This window comes from Janthinobacterium aestuarii (assembly GCF_051380835.1).
Classification (GTDB): Bacteria; Pseudomonadota; Gammaproteobacteria; order Burkholderiales; family Burkholderiaceae_D; genus Janthinobacterium; species Janthinobacterium aestuarii.
This window is the reverse complement of sequence record NZ_JBNYXU010000005.1, coordinates 271,983-293,249: the sequence shown is the minus strand read 5'-3', so window position 1 is coordinate 293,249 and position 21,267 is coordinate 271,983. Positions and strand designations below refer to the sequence as shown.

Below are 21,267 nucleotides of genomic sequence, written 5' to 3'. Positions count from 1 at the left end.
GCGTCGGGTCCAGGTTTTACAGGGTCGATGAGCGGCCAAACACGGGCATGCCTTGCGCGTCCCAACGCAACGGTTTGACAAACGTGTGGCGGTCCGGGTTCCACAAAGGGTCGCCAACGATTTCCGTATAGGTGCGGGCATGGTACACCAGCAATACGCCGTCGCCATCGCCGGCCGTCGTGAAGCTGTTGTGGCCGGGGCCGTAAATGCCGTGCTCGTAGCAGGTGGCAAACACGGGCTCGGGCGACTTGGTCCACGCCGCGGGATCGAGCAGGTCGGCGGAGTCGTCGGCCCACAGCAAGCCCATCGCGTAGTTTTCATCGGTGGCGCTGGCCGAATAGCTGATGAAGATCTTGCCGTTGCGCTTCAGCACGGACGGCCCCTCATTGACCCAGAAGCCGCGGATTTCCCAGTCGAATTCCGGTTTGCTCAGCATCACGGGCGGGCCGGCCAGCCGCCACGGCGTGGCCATCGGCGCGATGTACAGGTTCGAATTGCCCTCGATGGCGACATCTTTCTGCGCCCACAGGTAATACAGCACGCCATCGTGCGTAAAGGTGGTGGCGTCCAGGCAGAAGGTGTCGATGCCCGTGTCGATCTGGCCCATGAATTCCCACTCGCCAATCAAAGGATTGGCGTTCGTGTTGCGGATCGCATACATGCGGTGCTGGAACAGTTTATGTTTGATCTCGCGGCTTGGCGCGGCGGCGAAATACACATACCAGGCGCCCTGGTTGAAGTGCAATTCCGGCGCCCACACCAGTTCGCTATACGGCCCCGTTTCCGGCTTGTGCCACACGTCGACCGTTTGCGCGTCGGCCAGGCCGGCGATGCTGTCGGCACGGCGCAGTTCGATGCGGTCGTACTGGGGCACGGACGCCGTAAAGTAATAATAGCCGTCGCTGTGACGGTAGATATGCGGGTCGGCGCGCTGTTCGATCAGCGGTTTCAAGATGTCTGCCATGTTGCTTGCTCCATTCAATTATTCTTACGCGGAGACAAAACCGCGCTTGTGCATTTCCGACTTCACGCCGCTGTAGTACGTATCGTTGATGCGGTACTTGAACATCAACAAGCCCATCAGCAAGTGGAAGAAACCGGGGATGATCGACAGCATCAGGGCGATGCCGTTCAGGGCGAATTGCGTTTGCTCATGGTTGGGCTGGTAGTCAAAATATGCGAGCAGCACGCCGACCAGGCCGCCCGCCACCGCCATGCCCGCCTTCTGGCAGACGGAGATGCCGCCAAAGGCGAAGCCCGAGACGCGCTTGCCCGTTTTCACTTGACCATAATCGATGGTTTCCGCGATGGCGGACCAGAACACGGGCGCATGCAAGTCCACGACAAAGGACAGCAGGAAATACAGGGCGAAAGCCAGCACGGTGTCGCTCGGCTTCACAAGGAAATAGATCGCCAGGCTGATCAGCGCGACGCCGATCTGCGTGTAACGGAACAGTTTTACCTTGCAGTAAAACTTGGTGATCCAGGTCGAGGCGATCATGGCCAGGATGGCGGCCACCACGCCGGTCGTGAGGAAGGCGGCCACGGTTTCCGTCCCGCCGCCCAGATAGTATTTCGCGTAATAAATGGCGACCGAGCCGCGCACCACGTAGCCGATGGTGCCCGTGACGCACACGCCGCACAGCACCAGCCACTGGTCGTTCTGCAGCAGCACTTTCAATTGATCGAGCAACGATTGCTTTTCCACCACGTGCAAGACGCGCTCGGTGGTGGAGAAATAGCAGAACAGGAACAGGGCCACGCCCATGACGGCCATCACGGCCATGGCCGCCTGGTAGCCGACGGCCGGGTTGCCGCCGCCCCAGCGCTGCGACAGAACCGGCACGACAATGGTCACCATGAAGGCGCCGATCTTGGCGAAGAACAGGCGGTAGCCGTTGGCCGACAGGCGGTCCTGCGGGTCGCTGGTCAGGCCGCTGATCAGGGAGATATACGGGATGCCCACGCCGGCCGTCATGATGGTCATCAGGATATACGTCGAATATGCCCAGATCAGCTTGGCGTCATATTGCCACTCGGGCGTGCTGAAGACAAAGAAGACGCTGACGCCATACGGCACGGCCAGCCACAGCAGGTATGGACGGTAGCGGCCCGAGGCAAAGCTGTAGCGGTCGGTGATCTGGCCCATGACCAGGTCGGCAATGGCGCCGATGACTTTCACGGCCACGAACAGCAGGGCCAGGTCGGTGGTTTTCAAGCCATAGATATCGGTATAGAAAAAGGTAATGATCAACATCATCGACGAGATGACGACATTGAGCGCCATGTCGCCGGCGCCGAAGCCGACCTTTTCAACGGTAGATAATTTTTGCGTCTCCATGCTTTCCGTCCATTCTTTTTATGATGAATCGTGCGTGACTGCCCAACTGACAGGGGCGTTGCCGGCCGAAACCATGGCAACGCCCTTGATTTTTTACTGTGCGACCAACTTACATTTTCCAGCGCAGTGATAACCCTACCGTGCGGTCATAGCGGCGCGTGTCGCGCGGATACACGCCCGCAGTGTTCCAGTAATCCTTGAACTTGGTGTCGAGCAAGTTATTGCCGTCGAGGGTTACCGTGAACTGGTCGTTGATCTTGTACGACAGCGAACCGTCGAGCTGGGCCGTCGACGCCACTTTCAAGTCCAGGCCGGGACCGCCCTGGTTGTAGCTGTCGACGAATTTCGAGCGCCAGTTGTAGGCCAAACGGCCCGACCAGGCGTCTTTTTCGTACAGCAGCACCAGGTTGTAGGCATAGCGCGACACGCCCGTGATGGCATGGCTGCCCGTCTCGTCGTCCGTGGTGCCGCTCATGTAGGTGCCGTTCGCTTGCAAGCCCAGGCCGCTCAACAGGCCAGGCAAACCGTCATAGAACTGCTGGTAGCCAATTTCCAGGCCCTGCAGCTTGCCGGCGGCCGTGTTGTACGGGCGGTCCACGTCATAGGTCTTGCCGGCGATGGTTTCGCTGGAAATGCGTTGCTGGATATAACCGTCGAACTTGTGGTGGAACACGGTGGCCGTGACGGAACCGGCGGGCGCGAAATACCATTCCAGCGCGGCATCGACATTGTCGCCCGTCACCGGCTTCAAGTTCGGATTGCCGCCCGCGCCCGTCGCCTTCACCGTTTCCGTCGAGTTGACGAGGGCCACGCCCGGGTTCAGCTGGGAAAAGCCGGGACGGCTGATGGTGCGGCCCGCAGCGAAGCGGCCGACCAGGTCCGAGCGCAGCTTGATTTTCAGGGCCACGCTCGGCAGCACGTCGGTGCTGGACGTGTCGCTGATGACCGGCGTGTAGACGCCATCTTGCGAACTGTTGCCTTGCAGGCTTTGTTCGGTGCGCACGACGCGCACGCCCACAGTGCCATCGACGGGATAGGCGCCCAGCTTGAAGGCAACCTTGGCCTTGGTATAGATCGAGTACGTCTTTTCCGTATCCTTGAAGAATGAGCCAGGGTCCATGGCGCGCGCCGCGCTGCTGCCCGTGACGGCTTGGCGGATGGTGCCCGTGTTATTGAGCAGGAAGCTGGCGCACGGCGTGTACCATTGCTTCAAGCCATAGTCGGGGCCGCCGCTGGACATCGGTTCCGACAGACAGTTGAGGCCCGGAATCGACGTCACGCTCTGGCGGCCGAACGGAAATGCGGCGCCGGACACGTCCGGTGCTTCCGCATTGCCCTCGAAACTCTTGATCGATTCGGCTTCGCGCTTCACGCCGCGCAGGCCGACGCTGATTTCCCTGAAGATGCCACCCGCGCTCGGCGTGTACGCCAGGTCGGCGCGCACGTCGTTCGAGCTGCCCTGGTCACGGCCGTAGCGGTCGAAGAAACCCTTCAGATAGTAGTTCGACGGGTCTTGCAAATCGCTGCCCGTGTAGTCGACGTGCAAGGTGCCGTTCTGGTTGGTATTGACGCGGGCATTCGGCACAACGGTAATGGCATCGAGAATCGGATTGCGCCAGGCATACGTGCTCTTGGTGCTGGCCACTTCCGACGTGAGCCGCCATTCCGGATTGATATCCCACAAGCCGCCCACGGCAAATTGATGCGTCTTCGTCTGGTTCTTGTTCGCCTGCGTCGACATGATGGTGTTGACGTTGGTGGACGTGAGCGTTTGCAGCTGGTCGGTGCCGGGAATTTTTGTTGCCGACACGGGCGTGCCCCACCATGGCAAGCCGACAAAGTAATCGGACTCGGCATCGAGCAGGAAGCGCGTGGCCATGCCTTCCGCGTACAGCTCCACGTCGGCGTTCGGACGCCATTGCAGCACGGCATTGGCGGTCGTGCGGCGGCGGTCGCCCTTGATCGGCAGCAAGCCCACCTGGTCCGGCCCCGTCAAGCCAGGCGACAGGAAACTTTTATCCACGGGCGCCGTATTGAACGCGCGTTCCTCATGGTAACGGTGCTGCTGCTGCGACAAGCCCAGCAGCGCGCCCACTTCGCCGATGCCCGTCTTCCAGCGGTTCGACAGCATGCCGCTAATGTTCGGGTCGGTGGCCTTGGACTTGTCGCTGTAGACGGCGCGCGTATTCACGCTGGCCGTGAAGTCCTTGAAATCGAACGGACGGTTGGTGCGCACGTCGATGATGCCGGCTACGCCGCCTTCGACCTGGTCCGCGCCCTGCGACTTATAGACGTCAACACGCTGCAGCATCGTGGCGGGAATGTCGGCCAGGTTGACGTAGCGGCCCGTGGTGGTGAACAGTTCGCGGCCGTTGAGCAGGGTCGTGACATCGCGCAAGCCGCGGATCATGACGGCGCTCGCTTCGCCAGAATCGCGGCGGATCTGGATGCCGGAAATGCGCGCCAGGGTCTCGGCCACGTTGTTATCGGGGAATTTGCCGATGTCGTCGGCCACGATGGAATCGATGACCTGGTCCGAGCGCATCTTGATCTGCTGCGAATTCTGGGCCGAGCGGCGCACGCCGCTGACGGTCACGACCGACACTTCCGCCGCCGGCTCGGCACCGGCATCGGCCGCCACCGCATCCTGCGCCCAGACCGAAGCCGTGCTCAGCAAGCCAATACCGGCCAATGCAGCAACGGCTGCCTTCAAGGTGAATGGACGAGGGGAAGTGGCCGCGAGCGGGCCGGTGGCGTTGCGCATCATGAATCTCCAGATATTGTATTGATATTTTTTGTATCGCTTGCATGTCGTTCGCATGCTCGGCGTTTATCTTAGGGGCTGGGAGATAATCTCTCCAATCAATTTTTCCACTGTTTTGATATCAATATTGATATCAGCGGCCGGAGGACTTTGGAGGTTGCAAACAGACAACGGCAGGGGCGTCAGGAGTATTCTTCAGGAGTATCTGCACAAAAAAGGGGCAGATCGACCTGTGCCGGCGCGCGGTGCCCATGGCGAGCAGAAACGGGCACGTGCAACAGCAAGCGTCTTTCTTGCTCGAGGGAGTTGAAGTTATTGGATGGGCACGCTGCGCATGCGAAAGGCGGCGCAGGTAAGCCACTGCACAGCGTTACAGACCCTGCCGGGTTGGTTGAAATCACGATGGAGACACGGCATGCAGCCGCATGGCAATGCGGGCTGGATAAAACGGGAGTCTTGATTTGTCTGGTGCGGCTGGCGGGGATCGAACCCACGACCCTTGGCTTCGGAGGCCAATACTCTATCCACTGAGCTACAGCCGCGTAGGGGGAATTTCTGAAGTGATGCGAAGGATACCGTTTTTCTTTACCTACGTCTACGGAAACTGTCGTATCGCTGGCAATTGCATGTCACTGCTCAATTTTTGTGCCTATAATTGTGGGTTTCATAAAGGTTTACATCCAGGCATGTAAAAATGCTACCTTACACGGCCATCAGTTTCAAATCTGGACTAAGGACATCATGAGCGACGCACATAACGAACAACAATCAGCGATCAAAACGCCTAAACAATTGCTTGCCGCCGTAGCTGGCTTCTTCCTCGTCACCGTCATCGGCATCATCTTGCTGGTGCAGTTCGTCACGGCGCAAAAACTGACGGGCGCCGGTACGGACAGCCAGTCGCCGGAAGCCATTGCCGAGCGTTTGAGCCCGGTGGCCAACGCCGGCTTTACCTTCAAGGATGCCAGCGGTCCGAAAGTGCTGCAAAGCGGCGAAGCCGTCTACACGGCCACCTGCGTGGCTTGCCATGGCGCCGGCGTGGCCGGTGCACCGAAATTTGGCGACGTGGGCGGCTGGTCTGCCCGCCTGGCCCAGGGCTACGATACGGTCCTGAAGCACGCCATCGAAGGCTTGCGCGCGATGCCGGCCAAGGGCGGCAATCCGGACCTCGACGATGTGGAAGTGGCGCGCGCCGTCGTCTACATCGCCAACGCGTCGGGCGGCAAGTTCAAGGAACCGGAAGTGCCGGCACCAGCCGCTGCCGCTGACGGCGCTGCTCCTGCAGCCGAGCCTGCCAAATAATTCAGCCAGCGCGCTGAACCAGGAACCGCCCGGATGGGCGGTTTTTTTTCGCCTGCGCATAAGCAAGCGATTTGTCGGATTACGCGTGTCGCTAATCCGGCCTACGCGACGTTCGCGACGGACGTGAAAAAGCCGCCCGGCTTGATAGCGGGGCGGCTCGGTGCTAGTGCGTCAGCACTGCTGTTACCACATGATGACGCGGTCTTTCGGCGGCAGATACATCTTGTCGCCCGGTTTCACGTCGAAGGCTTGATAGAAGCCGGGTTGGTTGCGCATGGTGCCGTTGGCGCGGAACTGGCCTGGCGAGTGCGGGTCCGTTTTCAGCAAGACCAGTTGCTGCGCTTCGCGCATCTTCATGCGCCATACCTGGGCAAAGCCCGCGTAGAAGCGCTGCTCGCCCGTGAAGCCGTCGATGACGGGGGCTTTCTTGCCGTTCAGCGACAATTTGTACGCTTTATAGGCAATCGCCACGCCGGAATTGTCGGCGATGTTCTCGCCCAGGGTCAGCTCGCCGTTGACGAAGTGGCCTTTCACCGGGCTGAAGCTGTTGTACTGCGCCACCAGCTGCTTGGTTTTCTTGGCGAAGTTTTTATGGTCGGCCTTGGTCCACCAGTCGCGCAAATTGCCGTCGCCGTCGTACTGGGCGCCCTGGTCGTCGAAGCCGTGGCTGATTTCATGGCCGATGACGCCGCCGATGGCGCCATAGTTGACGGCGTCGTCCGCGTTGGCGTCGAAGAACGGCGCTTGCAGGATGGCAGCCGGGAAGACGATTTCGTTCAGCTCAGGATTGTAATAGGCGTTCACGGTTTGCGGCGTCATGCCCCACTCGTCGCGGTCGATCGGCTGGCCCAGCTTGTTCAGCTCGCGGTTGTAGTTGAGCAAGTGCGAACGCTGGATGTTGCCGATCAAATCGTCCGGCGCCACCGTCAGGCCCGAGTAATCGCGCCATTTGTTCGGGTAGCCGATCTTGGTGGTGAACTTGGCCAGTTTGATTTGCGCCTGTTTCTTGGTGACAGGGCTCATCCAGTCGAGCTTGTCGATGCTTTGCTTGTAGGCCGTCATCAGGTTTTTCACCAGCGCTTCCATGCGCACCTTGCGCTCGGCCGGGAAATACTGCTCCACGTACAGCTGGCCCACGGCTTCGCCCAGCGCGCCTTCGACGGCGCCCACGCCGCGTTTCCAGCGCGGACGCATTTCCGTCACGCCCGTCAGGGTGGTGCCATAGAAGGCAAAGTTTTCATCGACATACGCTTTCGGCAGGTAGCCGGCGTTAGCGTGCAGCAAGTGCCACTGGAAATACGCTTTCCACGTTTCCAGCGGCGTCTTGTTGGCGATCTCGGCAAAACCCTTCAGGTAGCTGGGCTGGCTGACGATCACATAATTGACCTTGCCGGCGATACCCGTGTCCTTCAGGTAGCGGTCCCAGTCATAGCCTGGCGCCACGCTGGCCAGTTTCGCCAGTTCCACCTTGTTGTAGGTTTTGACGGGGTCGCGGTTCTGCACATTGCTCCATTGCGCCTTGGCCAGCTCCGTTTCCAGCGCCAGGATGGCCTTGGCATTGGCGGCCGCATTCGCGTCGCCAGCCAGGCTCAGCATTTTTTCCACGTGGGCCAGGTATTTGGCGCGCGTATCGGCCTTGCCTTCTTCCAGATAGTAATCACGGTCAGGCAAGCCCAGGCCGCTTTGCACGATGTCGGCCACGTATTTGGTGGAATCCTTGGCGTCCTGGTGGATGCCGAAGTCGTAAGGAGAGGTCACGCCCAGCTTGCTGAAATGGGCGATCACGGCAGGCAATTCGGCCTTGTCCTGCAGCGCGGCGATCTTCGCCAGCTCCGCGTTCAATGGGCTCAAGCCCAGGCTTTCCAGCTTGGCTTCGTCCATGAAGCTGTTATAGAAATCACCGATTTTCTGGGCATTCGAACCGGCCGCGCGTGCCTTGTCGGCGGCAGCGCCTTCGACGATGCCGCGCAGCTGCGTTTGCGTATCGTCGGCCAGCTTGGCAAAGCTGCCCCAGCTCGACTTGTCGGCAGGTATGACAGTTTCCGCCAGCCATTTGCCATTCAGGTGCTGGAACAAATCGTCCTGCGCGCGCACGGCAGGATCGACGTATTCGACGGCGATGCCGGACGTCAGCGCCGCAGCGGCGACGGCCGTGGAGGGCGCGGCGGCGGCTTTCTTGGCGCTATCAGCGGCGCCAGCCATGCCGGACACGCCGGCCAGCAAACTCAGGGTCAAAGCACTTAACAAATAACGATTCACGGTTGTCCTCTATATTATATTGTGTGGAATATAAGGGTCAGAAGGCCCAAGGCTTCTGGCCCGGTTTTTGACTGTAGCATACCGGCCGAAATGACAGAAAAAACTTTGGCCAGAATGCAAAAAAGACCACGCAAGTGGTCTTTTTTGTTGTGACAAGATAACGTTTACATGGATACGACGTTTACCAGATGATCACGCGGTTTTCCGGCGCGACATACATCTTGTCGCCCGGTTTCACGCCAAACGCTTCGTAGAAGCCAGGCTGGTTGACCATGGTGCCATTGGCGCGGTACTGGCCCGGCGAATGCGGGTCGGTCTTGATCTGCACGATCTGCTGCGCTTCGCGCATCTTGCTGCGCCACACCTGGCCAAAGCCCATGTAGAAGCGCTGGTCGCCCGTCAGACCGTCCAGCACGGGCGCCGGCTTGCCGCCCAGCGAGATTTTATAGGCCTTGTACGCGATCGCCACGCCCGAATTGTCGGCGATGTTCTCGCCCAGGGTCAGCGCGCCGTTGACGTGATAGCCAGGCAATGGGCTGTAGCCATCGTACTGCTTGGTCAGCGCATCGGCCTTGGCGGCAAAATTCTTGCGGTCGGCCGGGGTCCACCAGTCGCGCAGGTTGCCGTCGCCATCGGACTGGCTGCCCTTGTCGTCGAAGCCATGGCTGATTTCATGGCCGATGACGGCGCCGATGGCGCCATAGTTGACGGCGTCGTCCGCATTGGCGTCGAAGAACGGCGGCTGCAGAATCGAGGCAGGGAAGACGATTTCATTCATCGTCGAACTGTAATAGGCGTTCACCGTTTGCGGCGTCATGCCCCACTCCTCGCGGTCGATCGGTTTGCCCAGCTTGGCCACCTGGCGCGCGGAGCCGAAGTTGGCGGCGCGCATCATGTTGCCCACCAGGTCGCCCGAGACGATTTGCAGCTTCGTGTAATCGCGCCATTTGTTCGGATACGCGATCTTCGGCGTGAACTTGGCCAGCTTGGCTTGCGCTTCCTTCTTGGTCTCCGGGCTCATCCAGTCCAGGGTATCGATGCTGTCCTTGTAGGCGGCCAGCACGTTTTTCACCAGTTCCTGCATGTGCGCCTTGCGCTCTGCCGGAAAATATTGCGCGACATACAGCTTGCCGACGGCTTCGCCCAGCACGCCTTCGACGGCGCCCACGCCACGCTTCCAGCGCGGCTGGTTTTCCTTCACGCCACTGAGTACCGTGCCGTAGAAGGCAAAGCTTTCATCGACGAAGTTTTTCGACAGGTAGCTGGCATAGCTGCGCAGCAACTGCCATTCGAAATACGCTTTCACGGTGTCCAGGTCGCTTGATGCCAGCACCTTGTTGTAGCCGGCCAGGTAGCTTGGCTGGTTGACGATGACGTAATCGACCTTGTTGGCGATACCGAGCGCGGCCAGGCCCGACTTCAGGTCGTAGCCCGGGGTCAGGTCGTTCAGTTTTTTGATGTCGGTCTTGTTGTAGCGTTTGACGGGGTCGCGGTTCTCGACCTTGGTCCATTGCACTTCGGCCAGGGCCGTTTCCAGCGCAACGACCGCCTTGGCGCGCGCGGCGGCGTTCTTGTCGCCGGCCATGGCCAGCATTTTTTCCACGTGCGCCTGGTATTTTTCCTTGACGCCAGCTTGCTTGGCTTCCAGGTAGTAATCGCGGTCTGGCATGCCCAGGCCGCTTTGGCTGACATATGCCGCATATTTCGTCGAGGCACGCGCATCCTGGCCCACGTAGACGGCGTAAGGAGTCGACACGCCCGTCTGGCTCAGGTGAGCGATCAGGGCCGGCACGCCCTTCTTGTCGCGCAGTGAGCGGATGCGGTTCAGTTCGCCGGCCAGCGGCTTCGTGCCCAGCGCATCGAGCTTGGCTTCATCCATGTAGCTGGCGTACAGGTCGCTGATTTTCTGCGCTTCGGAACCGGCCTTCTTGTTTTTGTCCTGTTGCGTCGCTTCGATGATGCCGCGCAATTGCGGCGTCGTGTCATCGCGCAGCTTGGCGAACGAACCCCAGCTCGACTTGTCGGCAGGGATCTCGGCCGTCGCCAGCCACTTGCCGTTCAAATGGGTAAAGAAATCGTCCTGCACGCGCACGGCAGGGTCGATGTACTGCACATCGATGCCGGAAACGACGCCAGCGGCGGCAGGCGCGGCGCCTGGGGCCACGGTCGGGGCGGCAGCGGCAGATACGGGTTCGGCGGCATGGGCAAACGCAGCCAACAGGGTCAGGGTCAGACTGCTCAAGAGATAGCGATTCACGAATTGTCCTTATGGGGCATGTCAAAAAGACCGGGCAGATAGCTGCGGGCGGATAGCCCGCCGCGCCAGGCGCTGCAGGAATGTAGCACGCGCCCCTCAGTTCGGCCAAGCTCAAGGGGCGTTCATTGTCCAGTCCGGCGAGCATGGCGTGGGCTGGAGCAGCGCATGCAGCGTTTATCCATACAGATAGAGCAGGTCGTCGATCAGCGCCAGCTCCTGTTGCGTGAACTGCGTATTGTTGAACTGCCCGATAGCTTCGAGCACACATCTAATCGGCACTTGCCGTGACGGATCCTGAACGATGTCGATCAGCAGGCCGACATCAGGATCCCGCCCCCTCAGATACTTTTCAATCAGCGCTTCGAGCGAGACACGTGCCTGCATATCAGTTAACATTTTTTATCTGCTGGGAAGGAAGAAGCTCCAGTCTAAATGACCCGGAGCCCGCGGATAAAAAAAAGCCTGCGTCCGCGGACGCAGGCAAAACCACTTCGGGTCGAGAATGCGAGTCCACTATAGGGCCGCCGCACACGCTTTTTTTCGACTCTTACAAATGCTTACTCCCCTCAAGACTCCCTATACATCGCATACAAAACCGCAACATATGGCAAGCTGGCAGCCCCGTTTCCGCGCGTAGACTGGGTCCAGGCACGCTTTTTCCACGGCCGGCCCACGCCGGCAGAGATTCAGGTCTATACTTTCAACAAAGCGCCGCTCCACGGGGACTGGCGCTTGTGCAAGACACGCTAGCTGCAAAGGTGCAATGATGGGCAAACTCAAAAATACCGGCTTGATCGGCCTGGGCGTGGTGGCCGGCGTCGCCGTGTCGCTGCAATTTTCCGCCATGGCGCAAAAGACCGTCGAGCCGCCCCTGCCGCTGGAAGAGTTGCGCCAGCTGGCCGATGTGTTTGGCCTGATCAAGTCCGATTACGTCGAGCCGGTGGAAGACAAGAAACTGCTGGAAGACGCCATTTCCGGCATGGTTGCCTCGCTCGATCCCCATTCCGCCTACCTCGACAAGAAAGCCTACGCCGAGCTGCGCGAAGGCTCCGAAGGCAAGTTCGTCGGCCTGGGCATTGAAATTGGCCTCAGCGAAGACGGCTACATCAAGATCGTCTCGCCCATCGAGGATTCGCCCGCCTACCGCGCCGGCATCAAGGCTGGCGATCTGATCACCCGCCTCGATGGCCAGCCCGTGAAAGGCGTCAGTCTCGACGACAACGTCAAGCGCATGCGCGGTGAACCGGGCACCAAGGTATCGCTGACCATTGCCCGCAAGGATGAACCGCAGCCGCTGGCCTTCACCATCACGCGCGAGGAAATCCATCAAAAAAGCGTGAAGGCGAAGATGGTCGAACCGGGCTACGCCTGGCTGCGCGTGTCGCAATTCCAGGAACCGACCGTCGACGACATGGCCGCGCAGATCACGGCGCTATATCAACAAGATCCGAACATCAAGGGCATGGTGCTCGACCTGCGCAACGATCCGGGCGGCGTGCTGCAGGGTGCCATCGGCGTCTCGGCCGCCTTCCTGCCGAAGGACGCGGCCATCGTCTCGACCAACGGCCAGCTGCCGGACTCGAAACAGGTGTTCTACGGCCGCGCCGAATACTATACGTTCCGCTCGGAAGGCGATGCACTGGCGAAATTGCCTGCCGCCATCAAGAAAGTGCCGCTGGTGGTACTCGTCAACACGGGGTCGGCCTCGGCCTCGGAAATCGTCGCCGGCGCCCTGCAGGATTACAAGCGCGCCACCATCATCGGCACGCAAACCTTCGGCAAGGGTTCCGTGCAAACCATCCGCCAGCTGACAGCCGACACGGCCGTCAAGCTGACAACGGCCCGCTACTACACGCCGAATGGTCGCTCGATCCAGGCCAAGGGCATCGTGCCCGACTTGCTGGTCGATGAAAATGCGGATGGCGACGGCCTCAACGGCTTGCGCATCCGCGAAGCGGACCTGACCAAGCACCTGAGCAACGACCGCGACAAGGAAAGTACCAAGGCGGCCCCCGTCAACGACGAGATGGAAGAGCAATTGCGCATCATCGCGCTGGAAAAGACCCGCAAGCCGCTGGAATTTGGCAGCAAGGACGATTTTCAATTGCACCAGGCGCTGAACCACCTGAAGGGCTTGCCGGTGCAACTGGCCAAGGCCGAACCGGTGGTGGTGCAGGCCGATGTCAAGAAAGAACAGAAGAAGTAAGCAGTACCAGCATCACAACGGGGGGCGCCATGCCCCCCGGTAAGCCGTCCACGCGACAAAAATCAATCTTCCGCCACACATCGCCCTGCCCCGCAACACGAAACTCTCTACAGTCGAGCACGTTTGTGTAAAATTTGCTTCACTTATCGGCGCCACGTCGATTGCCAAATTTGAAAGTTTAACCATGAAACAAGTCGTCATCAGCGGTACCGGACTGTACACGCCGCCATTTTCGATCTCCAACGAAGAGCTGGTCACCTGCTTCAATGCCTACGCGGAAAAGTTCAATGCCGACAACGCCGACGCGATCGCTGCGGGCACGGTGACGGCGCTGGACCTGTCGAGCGTGGCCTTCATCGAAAAGGCGTCCGGCATCAAGTCGCGCTTCGTGATGGAAAAGGAAGGCATCCTCGACCCGGCGCGCATGGTCTCGCGCATCCCGGAACGGGGCGATGACGAACTGTCCCTGCAGGCGGAAATGGCGGTCGCCGCCGCGCACGACGCGCTGGCGCGCGCCGGCCGCACGCCAGCCGATATCGATATGGTGCTGGTCGCTTGCAGCAACATGCAGCGCGCCTACCCGGCCATGGCCGTGGAAGTGCAGGATGCGCTGGGCATCGATGGTTATGGCTTTGACATGAACGTAGCGTGCTCGTCGGCCACCTTCGGCATCCAGCAAGCCGTGGCCGCCGTGCAAAGCGGACAGGCGCGCGCCGTGCTGGTCCTGAATCCCGAAATCACCAGCGGCCACCTGAACTGGCGCGACCGCGACAGCCATTTCATTTTCGGCGACGCCTGCACCGCCATCATCGTCGAAGCGAAAGACACGGCCGTGTCGCAGCACCAATTCGAGATCATCGGCACGGAACTCAAAACGCGCTTCTCCAACGCCATCCGCAACAATTTCGGCTTCCTCAACCGTTTTGACGAATCCGGCGTGGGCCAGGCCGATAAATTGTTCCGCCAGCAAGGCCGCAAGGTCTTCAAGGAAGTGTGCCCGATGGCCGCCGAGATGATCAAGGCGACCCTGGCCAAGGCCGGCGTGGAAGTGCCGCAAGTGAGCCGCTACTGGCTGCACCAGGCCAACCTGAACATGAACTTGCTGATCGCGCGCCTGATCCTGGGCCGCGACGCGCAAGAAAACGAAGCGCCCGTGATCCTCGATACCTACGCCAACACCTCGTCGGCCGGTTCCATCATCGCCTTCCATAAATATCAGGATGACATGGCGGTAGGCAGCACCGGCGTCATCTGCTCGTTCGGCGCCGGCTATTCCATCGGCTGCGTGGTCGTGCGCAAGCTCTGAGCACATGGGTGTAACATCGTTTGATACCTTGAATTAGGCGATGTTCGAGGTGGATAGGCATGCGTTCGTGGCCACCTGGACGAAGATATAGCACTGGTTTTTTGCAATAAAGCCGCAGGAAATTTTCCGGCAGGGGCTTTGATGCGTTTATACTTGGTCGCTGAGCAACATCTTTTTCTATCCGCACGTCCCCTTAAGGAACCCCACACGCATGCCCCATGACATCAGCCTGATCACCACCATCGCCGCCGCCCTCGGGTTCGGCCTCATCTTCGGCTTCATCGCCGCGCGCCTGAAACTGCCGGCACTGGTCGGCTATCTGGCCGCCGGCATCATCATCGGACCGGCCACGCCCGGTTTTGTGGCGGATGCGGAAATAGCGGGACAATTGGCGGAAATCGGGGTGATGCTGATGATGTTCGGTGTCGGCCTGCACTTTTCCATCGACGATTTGTGGGACGTGCGCAAGATCGCGCTGCCCGGCGCCATCCTGCAGATCGGCGTCGCCACGGCGATGGGCATGGGCCTGGCCCACTGGTGGGGCTGGACCCTTGGTGGCGGACTGATCTTTGGCCTGGCCCTGTCCGTGGCCAGTACCGTGGTGCTGCTGCGCGCGCTGGAAGAACGGGGCATCCTCGATTCCCTCAATGGCCGCATCGCCGTCGGCTGGCTGGTGGTGGAAGACCTCGTCACCGTGCTGGTGCTCGTGCTGCTGCCGGCGTTTGCCGGCGCGCTGGGCGGCAAGGTCGCCCCTGGCGCCGAAGCCGTCAACCTGTGGCAAACCCTGGCCGTGACCCTGGGGCAAGTGGCCGGTTTCATCGTCTTCATGCTGGTCGTCGGCCGCAAGCTGTTCCCGTGGATTTTGTGGCAAGTGGCGCGCACCGGTTCGCGCGAACTGTTCACCCTGTGCGTGATCGCCGCCGCCGTCGGCATTGCCTATGCTTCGACCAAGCTGTTTGGCGTGTCGTTCGCGCTGGGCGCCTTCTTCGCCGGCATGGTGCTGCGCGAGTCCGAACTCAGTCACCGCGCCGCGGAAGAATCCCTGCCCCTGCGCGACGCGTTCGCCGTGCTGTTCTTTGTTTCCGTCGGCATGCTGTTCGAGCCGAATATCCTCATCGACAAGCCCCTGCAAGTGCTGGCCGTGTGCGCCATCATTATCTTCGGCAAATCGATCGCCGCCTTTTTGCTCGTGATGGCGCTGCGCTATCCGCCGAAAACGGCCATCATCGTCTCGGCCAGCCTGGCGCAGATCGGCGAGTTCTCGTTCATCCTGGCCGCGCTGGGCCTGTCCCTGGGCCTGATGCCGCAGGAAGGGCAAAGCCTGATCCTGGCCGGCGCCATCCTGTCGATCGCCCTCAACCCGCTCGTCTTCAGCATGGCCAAGCCGCTGCTGCGCGTGATGAACAACAGCGATTTCGCCCGCAAGTTCGAACGCACGACCGACCCGCTGGCCGAGCTGCCGATGACCGTGCCGCAGGAAAAACTGTCGGGCCAGATCGTGCTCGTCGGCTATGGCCGCGTGGGCCGGCGCATCGCCGCCGCCCTGATGGAACGGGGCATTCACTTTGTCGTGGCCGAGGAAAACCGCGAAATCGTCGACCAGCTGCGCAAGCAGGGCATTCCCGCCGTGGCCGGCAATGCGGGCGAACCGGCCGTGCTGATCCAGGCACACATCACGCACGCCACCATGCTCGTCATCGCCACGCCCGACACCTTCCACGTGCGCGCCATGATCGAGACGGCGCGCGCGCTGAACCCCACCATCCTGACGGTGGTGCGCACACACAGCGAGGAAGAGGCGGAATTGCTGCGCGCGGAAAACGCGGGCAAGGTCTTCATTGGCGAGCACGAGCTGGCCAATGGCATGGCCGAGCACGTGCTGCAGAGTTTTGAGACGGCGAAAAAGGGGCATGGCGGGCATTAAGCCAGCGCCCTTTCCGTCCAGAAAGCCTGCCCGCTACCCAGCCGGCAGGCTTTCTTTTTACAGGCTGGCGGCCAGCTCCGCGCCTTCCCGTATCGCCCGCTTGGCATCGAGTTCCGCCGCCAGCGCGGCGCCGCCGATTTTATGGAAGCGCGGACCGCCCGGCGTCAGCGGCTTGCCATCCTTGTCGGTGGGCGGCATGAGTTCCGTCAAGCTGTCCTGACCCGCGCAGATGACCACGTTGTCCACCGCCAGCAGGCGCTGCTCGCCGCCCACGGTGATGTGCAAGCCCTGCTCGTCGATCTTGTCGTACGTCACGCCGGCCAGCATGGCCACGCCGTTTCTCGCCAGCGCCGCGCGGTGCACCCAGCCCGACGTCTTGCCCAGTCCGGCACCCACTTTCGACGTCTTGCGCTGCAACAGGAAGATTTGCCGTACGGGATGGGACGCCACGGGCGGCACCAGGCCGCCACCGGTCGCCGCATTCAAGTCCACGCCCCACTCGCCCGCCCAGGTGGCCACGGGTTGCGGCAGCGGGTGCGCCGGGTCGTGCAGCAAATACTCTCCCACGTCGAAGCCAATGCCGCCCGCACCGATGATGGCCACGCGCGCGCCCACCGGCTTCTTAGCTTGCAGCACATCCAGGTACGACAGCACTTTCGGGTGGTCGATGCCGGGAATGGCCGGCAGGCGCACCTTGATGCCGGTGGCGACAATGACGTCGTCGTAGCCGCCGGCCAGCAATTGCTCGCGCGTGACGCGCTGGCCCAGGCGCTGCTTGACGTCCAGCAGCGCCAGCCGTCGCGCAAAATAGCGGATGGTTTCCGTAAATTCTTCCTTGCCGGGAATTTGCATGGCCACCTTGAACTGGCCGCCCACGCTGTCGCTGCTGTCGAACAGGGTGACCTCGTGCCCGCATTCGGCCGCCACGCAGGCGGCGGACAAGCCGGCCGGGCCCGCGCCGACGACGGCGACCTTGCGCGGCACGGCCTTTTTCGCGTACACGAGTTTCGTTTCATGGCAGGCGCGCGGGTTGACGAGGCAGCTGGCGCGCTTGTTGGCGAACGTGTGGTCGAGGCAGGCCTGGTTGCAGCCGATGCAGGTATTGATTTCGTCGGCGCGTCCCGAGGCCGCCTTGGCGACAAAATCAGGGTCGGCCAGGAAGGGGCGCGCCATCGACACGAGGTCGCAGTCGCCCCGCTCGAGGATGGCGTTGGCTTCGTGCGGCATGTTGATGCGGTTCGACGCCACCACGGGAATCGTCACTTCGCGGCGCAATCGGCCCGCCACGGAAGCAAACGCGGCGCGCGGCACCGAGGTGACGATGGTGGGGACTCTTGCCTCGTGCCAGCCGAAGCCCGTATTCAAAATCGTCACGCCCGCGTGCTCCAGCGCCTTGGCCACCGCCACCACGTCCTCCCAGGTATTGCCGCCCTCGACCAGGTCGAGCAGCGAGTGGCGGTACATGATGATGAAGCTGGGGCCGACGGCGGCGCGGATGCGGCGCACGATCTCGACGGGCAGGCGCATGCGGTTCTCGATGCTGCCGCCCCAGCGGTCCTGGCGCAGATTCGTGCGCGCGCACAGGAACTGGTTCAATAAATATCCTTCGCTGCCCATCACTTCGATGCCGTCGTAGCCCGCCTTTTGCGCCAGGCGCGCGCAGCGGACGTAATCGCAGATCGTGCGTTCGATGCCGCGCTCGCTCAGGGGCCGGGGACGGAAGGGCGAGATCGGCGATTTCTTGGCCGACGCCGAGACGACGAACGGCTGATAGCCATAGCGGCCCGCATGCAGGATCTGCATGACGATCTTGCCGCCTTCCTCGTGCACGGCGCGCGTCACTTTACGGTGGTTCGGCACGTCGCCGAGGAAATTGAGGGTGCCGCCGAACGGCAGCAGCCAGCCCTGGCGGTTCGGCGAGATGCCGCCCGTGACGATCAGCCCCACGCCGCCGCGCGCCCGCTCGCGGTAAAAGGCGGCCAGCTTGCCATAATGATAAAAGCGGTCTTCCAGGCCCGTGTGCATGGACCCCATGATGACTCGGTTGCGCAAGGTGGTAAAACCCAGGTCGAGCGGGGCCAGCAGGTGAGGATAGGCAGTCATGGTGATCGGTCCGGTAGAAGTGGTATGCAGGCCGTACGGTAGCAAGCATTATCGATCGCCGCAGCGACTTTCTCTAGACCGGGAGTTCTAAATCGCCCGGCGCGCGGGCCGGCGAAGGGTACAGCTTGTGCCGGACGGTACTTTCCCGTAGGCTAGCTGGCATGAAGCGACTCTTCCTCTGCCTGCTGATGCTGTGCGCCGTCCCCGCTACCGCGCTGGCACAGGCGATACGCCTGGACAAGCTGAAGGTCGAGGTCAAGCGCATCGAGGTCGACGGGCAGCGCATGTATGAAGTCGATGCCAGCGCCAGCGTGCAGGCGCCGCCGGCGTCCGTGTGGAAAACCCTGACCACCTATGAGCGCATGAGTGAATTCGTGCCCGACCTCAGCTCCTGCCGCGTGCTGTCGCGCAACGGCAATGAAGTCATCATCGAGCAGCAGGGCATGGCGCGCTTCCTGTTCATGAACCACCCCATCCACCTGGTGGTGCGGGCCACGGAAACGCCGTTCATGTCCATCGATATCGCCCTGATCTCCGGCGACATGCGGCATTACGAATCGCGCTGGAATTTATATCCCGTGCCCGAGACGGGCGGCACGCGCATCGTCTTTTCCAGCCGCCTGATGCCGGGCTTCTATGTGCCCGGCATGCTGGGCACGACCATGATACGCGGCGATATCGAGCGCATGATGGCGGCCGTGCTGGCCCGCATCGACAGCCAGTACGCCGACAAGTCCAGCTGAACTACGCCAAGTACGTGTCGCGGTCGCGGATTTCCGCGAAGTTTTCCAGGCTGCCCAGTTTCACGGTGACGGGGTTCAGGCTCGCCTGCGGCTGCATCGAGCGCCAGGCGAACAGCCATTCCTGCTCGGGCGCTTCGGCGCGCGTCTTGGTGAAGGCGGCGCCCAGGGCGGCGCGCTGGCCGTATTCGACGAGGCCGTCGATGCCTGCCCAGCTGGGCAAGGTGCGCTGCACGGCGCGGTGCAGGCGTTCGCCGAATTCTTCCGTATTGTGGATGATCAAACAGGCGTCGGCCGGGGCGAACAGGTCGAACAGTTGCTTGTCCCACACTTGCGAAAAGCTCAGGGTCAGGCAATTGCCCGCGGGCGCCAGGCGGAACTGACCCAGGCTCAGGGCCAGCTCGAGTTCACTGCGTTGGCCGTAGCGGTGCAGGGTGGGGGGACGTTTGTAATCGTGCATGCTGGACTCGTTCTTCAATAGTAAGGTAAACCGGCGCGCCGCTTAACGTGGCGGGCGGATATGGCGCCGGATGCGCTGGGCCGTCGCGGCCAGATAAATTTCGCGCAGTAAATAAATAAAACAGCCGATCAGGCAAATCACGGCCAGCACAAAGAAGGCCGCGATGTATCTGTCCAGGGTCAGGTTCAGAATATCGCCCAAAAACAGCATGGCGATGATGACGCAGACGAAGAAACCGCACGCCGTGCTCAGCGAAATCGAATAATTGATCAAATGGGTACGCCGATACAAGGTATCGAGCTCATCCATATAGAAATCGTTGTAGCCGATGTCGAGCCGGTCTTCCAGCACGCGCGTGCGGTCGATGATGCGGCCCAGGCGGTTGGTCAGCACCACCAGCATGGTGCCGATACCGGTCAACAGGAAAACCGGCGCAATCGCCAGCTGGATGATATGGCCGATGTCGCCGATCTGTATGTTCATGGATAAAAAGTCGTGGGTTCACACCGGCGCCCGACCCTGGCGCCAGCACAGGCCATAGTGTAGCAGGTGGCACACGCCGGCTGGCCGCTTTGCCAACCGGCATGTTCACAGTTCATGCGAAGCCGCGCCCCGGCACGAAGCGCTCGGTGGCGCGCACCAGCGCCGAAGCGATGCCGTGCTCGAGCGCGCCATGGCCCGCGTCCGGGATCATTTCCAGTTGCGCACCGGGCCAGGCCTGCTGCAGGCGGTAGGCCGACAGCGGCGGGCAGATGGCGTCGTAGCGTCCTTGCACGATGACGGCCGGCAAATGCGCGATGCGCCCCATGTTGCGGATCAGCTGGTCTTCCTCGAAGAAACCGAGATTGGCCATGTAATGCGATTCGAGCCGCCCCACGCCCAGGTCCAGCGCATCGTTCGGCGCGTCTTCCGGCTGCGGCATCAGGTAGACGCGGCGCCCTTCGAAGCGGCTCCAGGCGCGCGCGGCCGGCCAGTACACGGCCGGGTCGCTGCTGAGGATTCGTTGCACGTAGGCCGCCAGCAGGTCGCCCCGCTCTTCCTGCGGAATCGGTGCGGCGAATTCCGCGTACAGTTCCGGATAGAACCAGCGCACGCCCTCAATGAACCAGTCGATTTCCGCCTGCGTGCACAGGAAAATGCCACGCAGCACGAAACCGAGGCAGGCTTCAGGATGCGCCTGGCCATACGCCAACGCCAGGGTGGAACCCCACGAGCCGCCAAACACCAGCCATTGGGCGATGCCGAACTGGGCGCGCAAGCGTTCGATGTCCTCGATCAGCAACTGCGTCGTGTTGTTGCGCCATTCGCCCAGCGGCGTGGACTTGCCGGCGCCGCGCTGGTCGAACAGGATCACACGGTAGCGCTGCGGGTCAAAAAAGCGGCGGTGCTGCGGCGACAGGCCCGCGCCGGGGCCGCCATGCAGGAACAGCACGGGAATGCCGTCGGGATTGCCGCACTCTTCCCAATAAATGGTGTGGATGTCATCGACCGCCAGCATGCCGTGCCGGTTCGGCGACAGGGCGGGAAACAGGGGAGACAGGGAATCGGGCATGGCGGTCCTTGGAGTGGCGGTCAGGGCGCCAGGCGCGAGTCCTGGCAACTGTT

Annotated in this window: 15 protein-coding genes and 1 tRNA gene; 5 read left to right on the top strand and 11 right to left on the bottom strand. The window is 61.5% G+C overall.

The window, feature by feature from the left end; genetic code table 11:
• Positions 1–16 precede the first annotated feature (16 nt).
• From ACQ4WO_RS15780 to ACQ4WO_RS15765, 4 genes are all read right to left on the bottom strand, one after another.
• Entirely contained in the window at positions 17–964 is a 948-nt protein-coding gene (locus ACQ4WO_RS15780) for a glycoside hydrolase family 43 protein (protein ID WP_436482260.1), read from the bottom strand.
• Between the two features lie 24 nt (positions 965–988).
• Entirely contained in the window at positions 989–2,341 is a 1,353-nt protein-coding gene (locus ACQ4WO_RS15775; protein WP_436482259.1) for an MFS transporter, read from the bottom strand.
• Between the two features lie 109 nt (positions 2,342–2,450).
• On the bottom strand, positions 2,451–5,108 hold the full coding sequence (locus ACQ4WO_RS15770; protein ID WP_436482258.1) for a TonB-dependent receptor: 2,658 nt from the start codon (positions 5,106–5,108) through the stop codon (positions 2,451–2,453).
• A gap of 463 nt (positions 5,109–5,571) precedes the next feature.
• A tRNA-Arg gene (locus ACQ4WO_RS15765) sits at positions 5,572–5,647 on the bottom strand.
• A gap of 199 nt (positions 5,648–5,846) precedes the next feature.
• Between ACQ4WO_RS15765 and ACQ4WO_RS15760 the strand changes: the two genes are divergently transcribed.
• The gene (locus ACQ4WO_RS15760; RefSeq protein WP_072455912.1) at positions 5,847–6,407 is read left to right on the top strand and encodes a c-type cytochrome; all 561 of its coding nucleotides are present in this window, start codon (positions 5,847–5,849) and stop codon (positions 6,405–6,407) included.
• A gap of 183 nt (positions 6,408–6,590) precedes the next feature.
• Here ACQ4WO_RS15760 and ACQ4WO_RS15755 read toward each other — a convergent pair whose 3' ends face one another.
• The 3 genes from ACQ4WO_RS15755 to ACQ4WO_RS15745 all read right to left on the bottom strand — a co-directional run bounded on the left by ACQ4WO_RS15755 (position 6,591) and on the right by ACQ4WO_RS15745 (position 11,319).
• The gene (locus ACQ4WO_RS15755) at positions 6,591–8,666 is read right to left on the bottom strand and encodes a M13 family metallopeptidase (RefSeq protein WP_436482257.1); all 2,076 of its coding nucleotides are present in this window, start codon (positions 8,664–8,666) and stop codon (positions 6,591–6,593) included.
• Between the two features lie 181 nt (positions 8,667–8,847).
• The gene (locus tag ACQ4WO_RS15750) at positions 8,848–10,923 is read right to left on the bottom strand and encodes a M13 family metallopeptidase (protein ID WP_436482256.1); all 2,076 of its coding nucleotides are present in this window, start codon (positions 10,921–10,923) and stop codon (positions 8,848–8,850) included.
• A gap of 174 nt (positions 10,924–11,097) precedes the next feature.
• Entirely contained in the window at positions 11,098–11,319 is a 222-nt protein-coding gene (locus ACQ4WO_RS15745; protein ID WP_436482255.1) for a hypothetical protein, read from the bottom strand.
• A 367-nt stretch (positions 11,320–11,686) separates the two neighbouring features.
• Between ACQ4WO_RS15745 and ACQ4WO_RS15740 the strand changes: the two genes are divergently transcribed.
• The 3 genes from ACQ4WO_RS15740 (at position 11,687) to ACQ4WO_RS15730 (ending at position 16,359) form a co-directional block, all read left to right on the top strand.
• A complete protein-coding gene (locus ACQ4WO_RS15740; protein ID WP_034752905.1) occupies positions 11,687–13,129 on the top strand; it encodes a S41 family peptidase in 1,443 nt (480 codons plus the stop codon).
• A gap of 184 nt (positions 13,130–13,313) precedes the next feature.
• A complete protein-coding gene (locus ACQ4WO_RS15735) occupies positions 13,314–14,435 on the top strand; it encodes a beta-ketoacyl-ACP synthase III (protein ID WP_436482254.1) in 1,122 nt (373 codons plus the stop codon).
• Between the two features lie 211 nt (positions 14,436–14,646).
• The gene (locus ACQ4WO_RS15730; protein WP_436482253.1) at positions 14,647–16,359 is read left to right on the top strand and encodes a cation:proton antiporter domain-containing protein; all 1,713 of its coding nucleotides are present in this window, start codon (positions 14,647–14,649) and stop codon (positions 16,357–16,359) included.
• A 57-nt stretch (positions 16,360–16,416) separates the two neighbouring features.
• Here the strand turns inward: ACQ4WO_RS15730 and ACQ4WO_RS15725 are convergent, their stop codons facing one another.
• Positions 16,417–18,462, bottom strand: coding sequence for an oxidoreductase (locus ACQ4WO_RS15725; RefSeq protein ID WP_436482252.1), 2,046 nt, complete (start codon positions 18,460–18,462; stop codon positions 16,417–16,419).
• A 161-nt stretch (positions 18,463–18,623) separates the two neighbouring features.
• Here ACQ4WO_RS15725 and ACQ4WO_RS15720 point away from each other — a divergent pair, with 161 nt between their 5' ends.
• Positions 18,624–19,205, top strand: coding sequence for an SRPBCC family protein (locus ACQ4WO_RS15720; protein WP_436482251.1), 582 nt, complete (start codon positions 18,624–18,626; stop codon positions 19,203–19,205).
• A 1-nt stretch (position 19,206) separates the two neighbouring features.
• Here the strand turns inward: ACQ4WO_RS15720 and ACQ4WO_RS15715 are convergent, their stop codons facing one another.
• From ACQ4WO_RS15715 to pip, 3 genes are all read right to left on the bottom strand, one after another.
• Positions 19,207–19,662 carry a hypothetical protein gene (locus tag ACQ4WO_RS15715; protein WP_034752899.1) on the bottom strand — a complete coding sequence of 152 codons (456 nt, stop codon included), beginning with the start codon at positions 19,660–19,662 and terminating at the stop codon, positions 19,207–19,209.
• A 42-nt stretch (positions 19,663–19,704) separates the two neighbouring features.
• A complete protein-coding gene (locus ACQ4WO_RS15710; protein ID WP_034752898.1) occupies positions 19,705–20,145 on the bottom strand; it encodes a DUF2721 domain-containing protein in 441 nt (146 codons plus the stop codon).
• Positions 20,146–20,257: 112 nt separating this feature from the next.
• On the bottom strand, positions 20,258–21,214 hold the full coding sequence (gene pip / locus ACQ4WO_RS15705) for a prolyl aminopeptidase (protein ID WP_436482250.1): 957 nt from the start codon (positions 21,212–21,214) through the stop codon (positions 20,258–20,260).
• Between the last annotated feature and the right edge of the window lie 53 nt (positions 21,215–21,267).

Coding starts and splice junctions, on each gene's coding strand:
- ACQ4WO_RS15780 (WP_436482260.1), bottom strand. CDS start 964: ATGGCAGACATCTTGAAACCGCTGATCGAACAGCGCGCCGACCCGCAT.
- ACQ4WO_RS15775 (WP_436482259.1), bottom strand. CDS start 2,341: ATGGAGACGCAAAAATTATCTACCGTTGAAAAGGTCGGCTTCGGCGCC.
- ACQ4WO_RS15770 (WP_436482258.1), bottom strand. CDS start 5,108: ATGATGCGCAACGCCACCGGCCCGCTCGCGGCCACTTCCCCTCGTCCA.
- ACQ4WO_RS15760 (WP_072455912.1), top strand. CDS start 5,847: ATGAGCGACGCACATAACGAACAACAATCAGCGATCAAAACGCCTAAA.
- ACQ4WO_RS15745 (WP_436482255.1), bottom strand. CDS start 11,319: ATGTTAACTGATATGCAGGCACGTGTCTCGCTCGAAGCGCTGATTGAA.
- ACQ4WO_RS15740 (WP_034752905.1), top strand. CDS start 11,687: ATGATGGGCAAACTCAAAAATACCGGCTTGATCGGCCTGGGCGTGGTG.
- ACQ4WO_RS15735 (WP_436482254.1), top strand. CDS start 13,314: ATGAAACAAGTCGTCATCAGCGGTACCGGACTGTACACGCCGCCATTT.
- ACQ4WO_RS15730 (WP_436482253.1), top strand. CDS start 14,647: ATGCCCCATGACATCAGCCTGATCACCACCATCGCCGCCGCCCTCGGG.
- ACQ4WO_RS15725 (WP_436482252.1), bottom strand. CDS start 18,462: ATGACTGCCTATCCTCACCTGCTGGCCCCGCTCGACCTGGGTTTTACC.
- ACQ4WO_RS15720 (WP_436482251.1), top strand. CDS start 18,624: ATGAAGCGACTCTTCCTCTGCCTGCTGATGCTGTGCGCCGTCCCCGCT.
- ACQ4WO_RS15715 (WP_034752899.1), bottom strand. CDS start 19,662: ATGCACGATTACAAACGTCCCCCCACCCTGCACCGCTACGGCCAACGC.
- ACQ4WO_RS15710 (WP_034752898.1), bottom strand. CDS start 20,145: ATGAACATACAGATCGGCGACATCGGCCATATCATCCAGCTGGCGATT.
- pip (WP_436482250.1), bottom strand. CDS start 21,214: ATGCCCGATTCCCTGTCTCCCCTGTTTCCCGCCCTGTCGCCGAACCGG.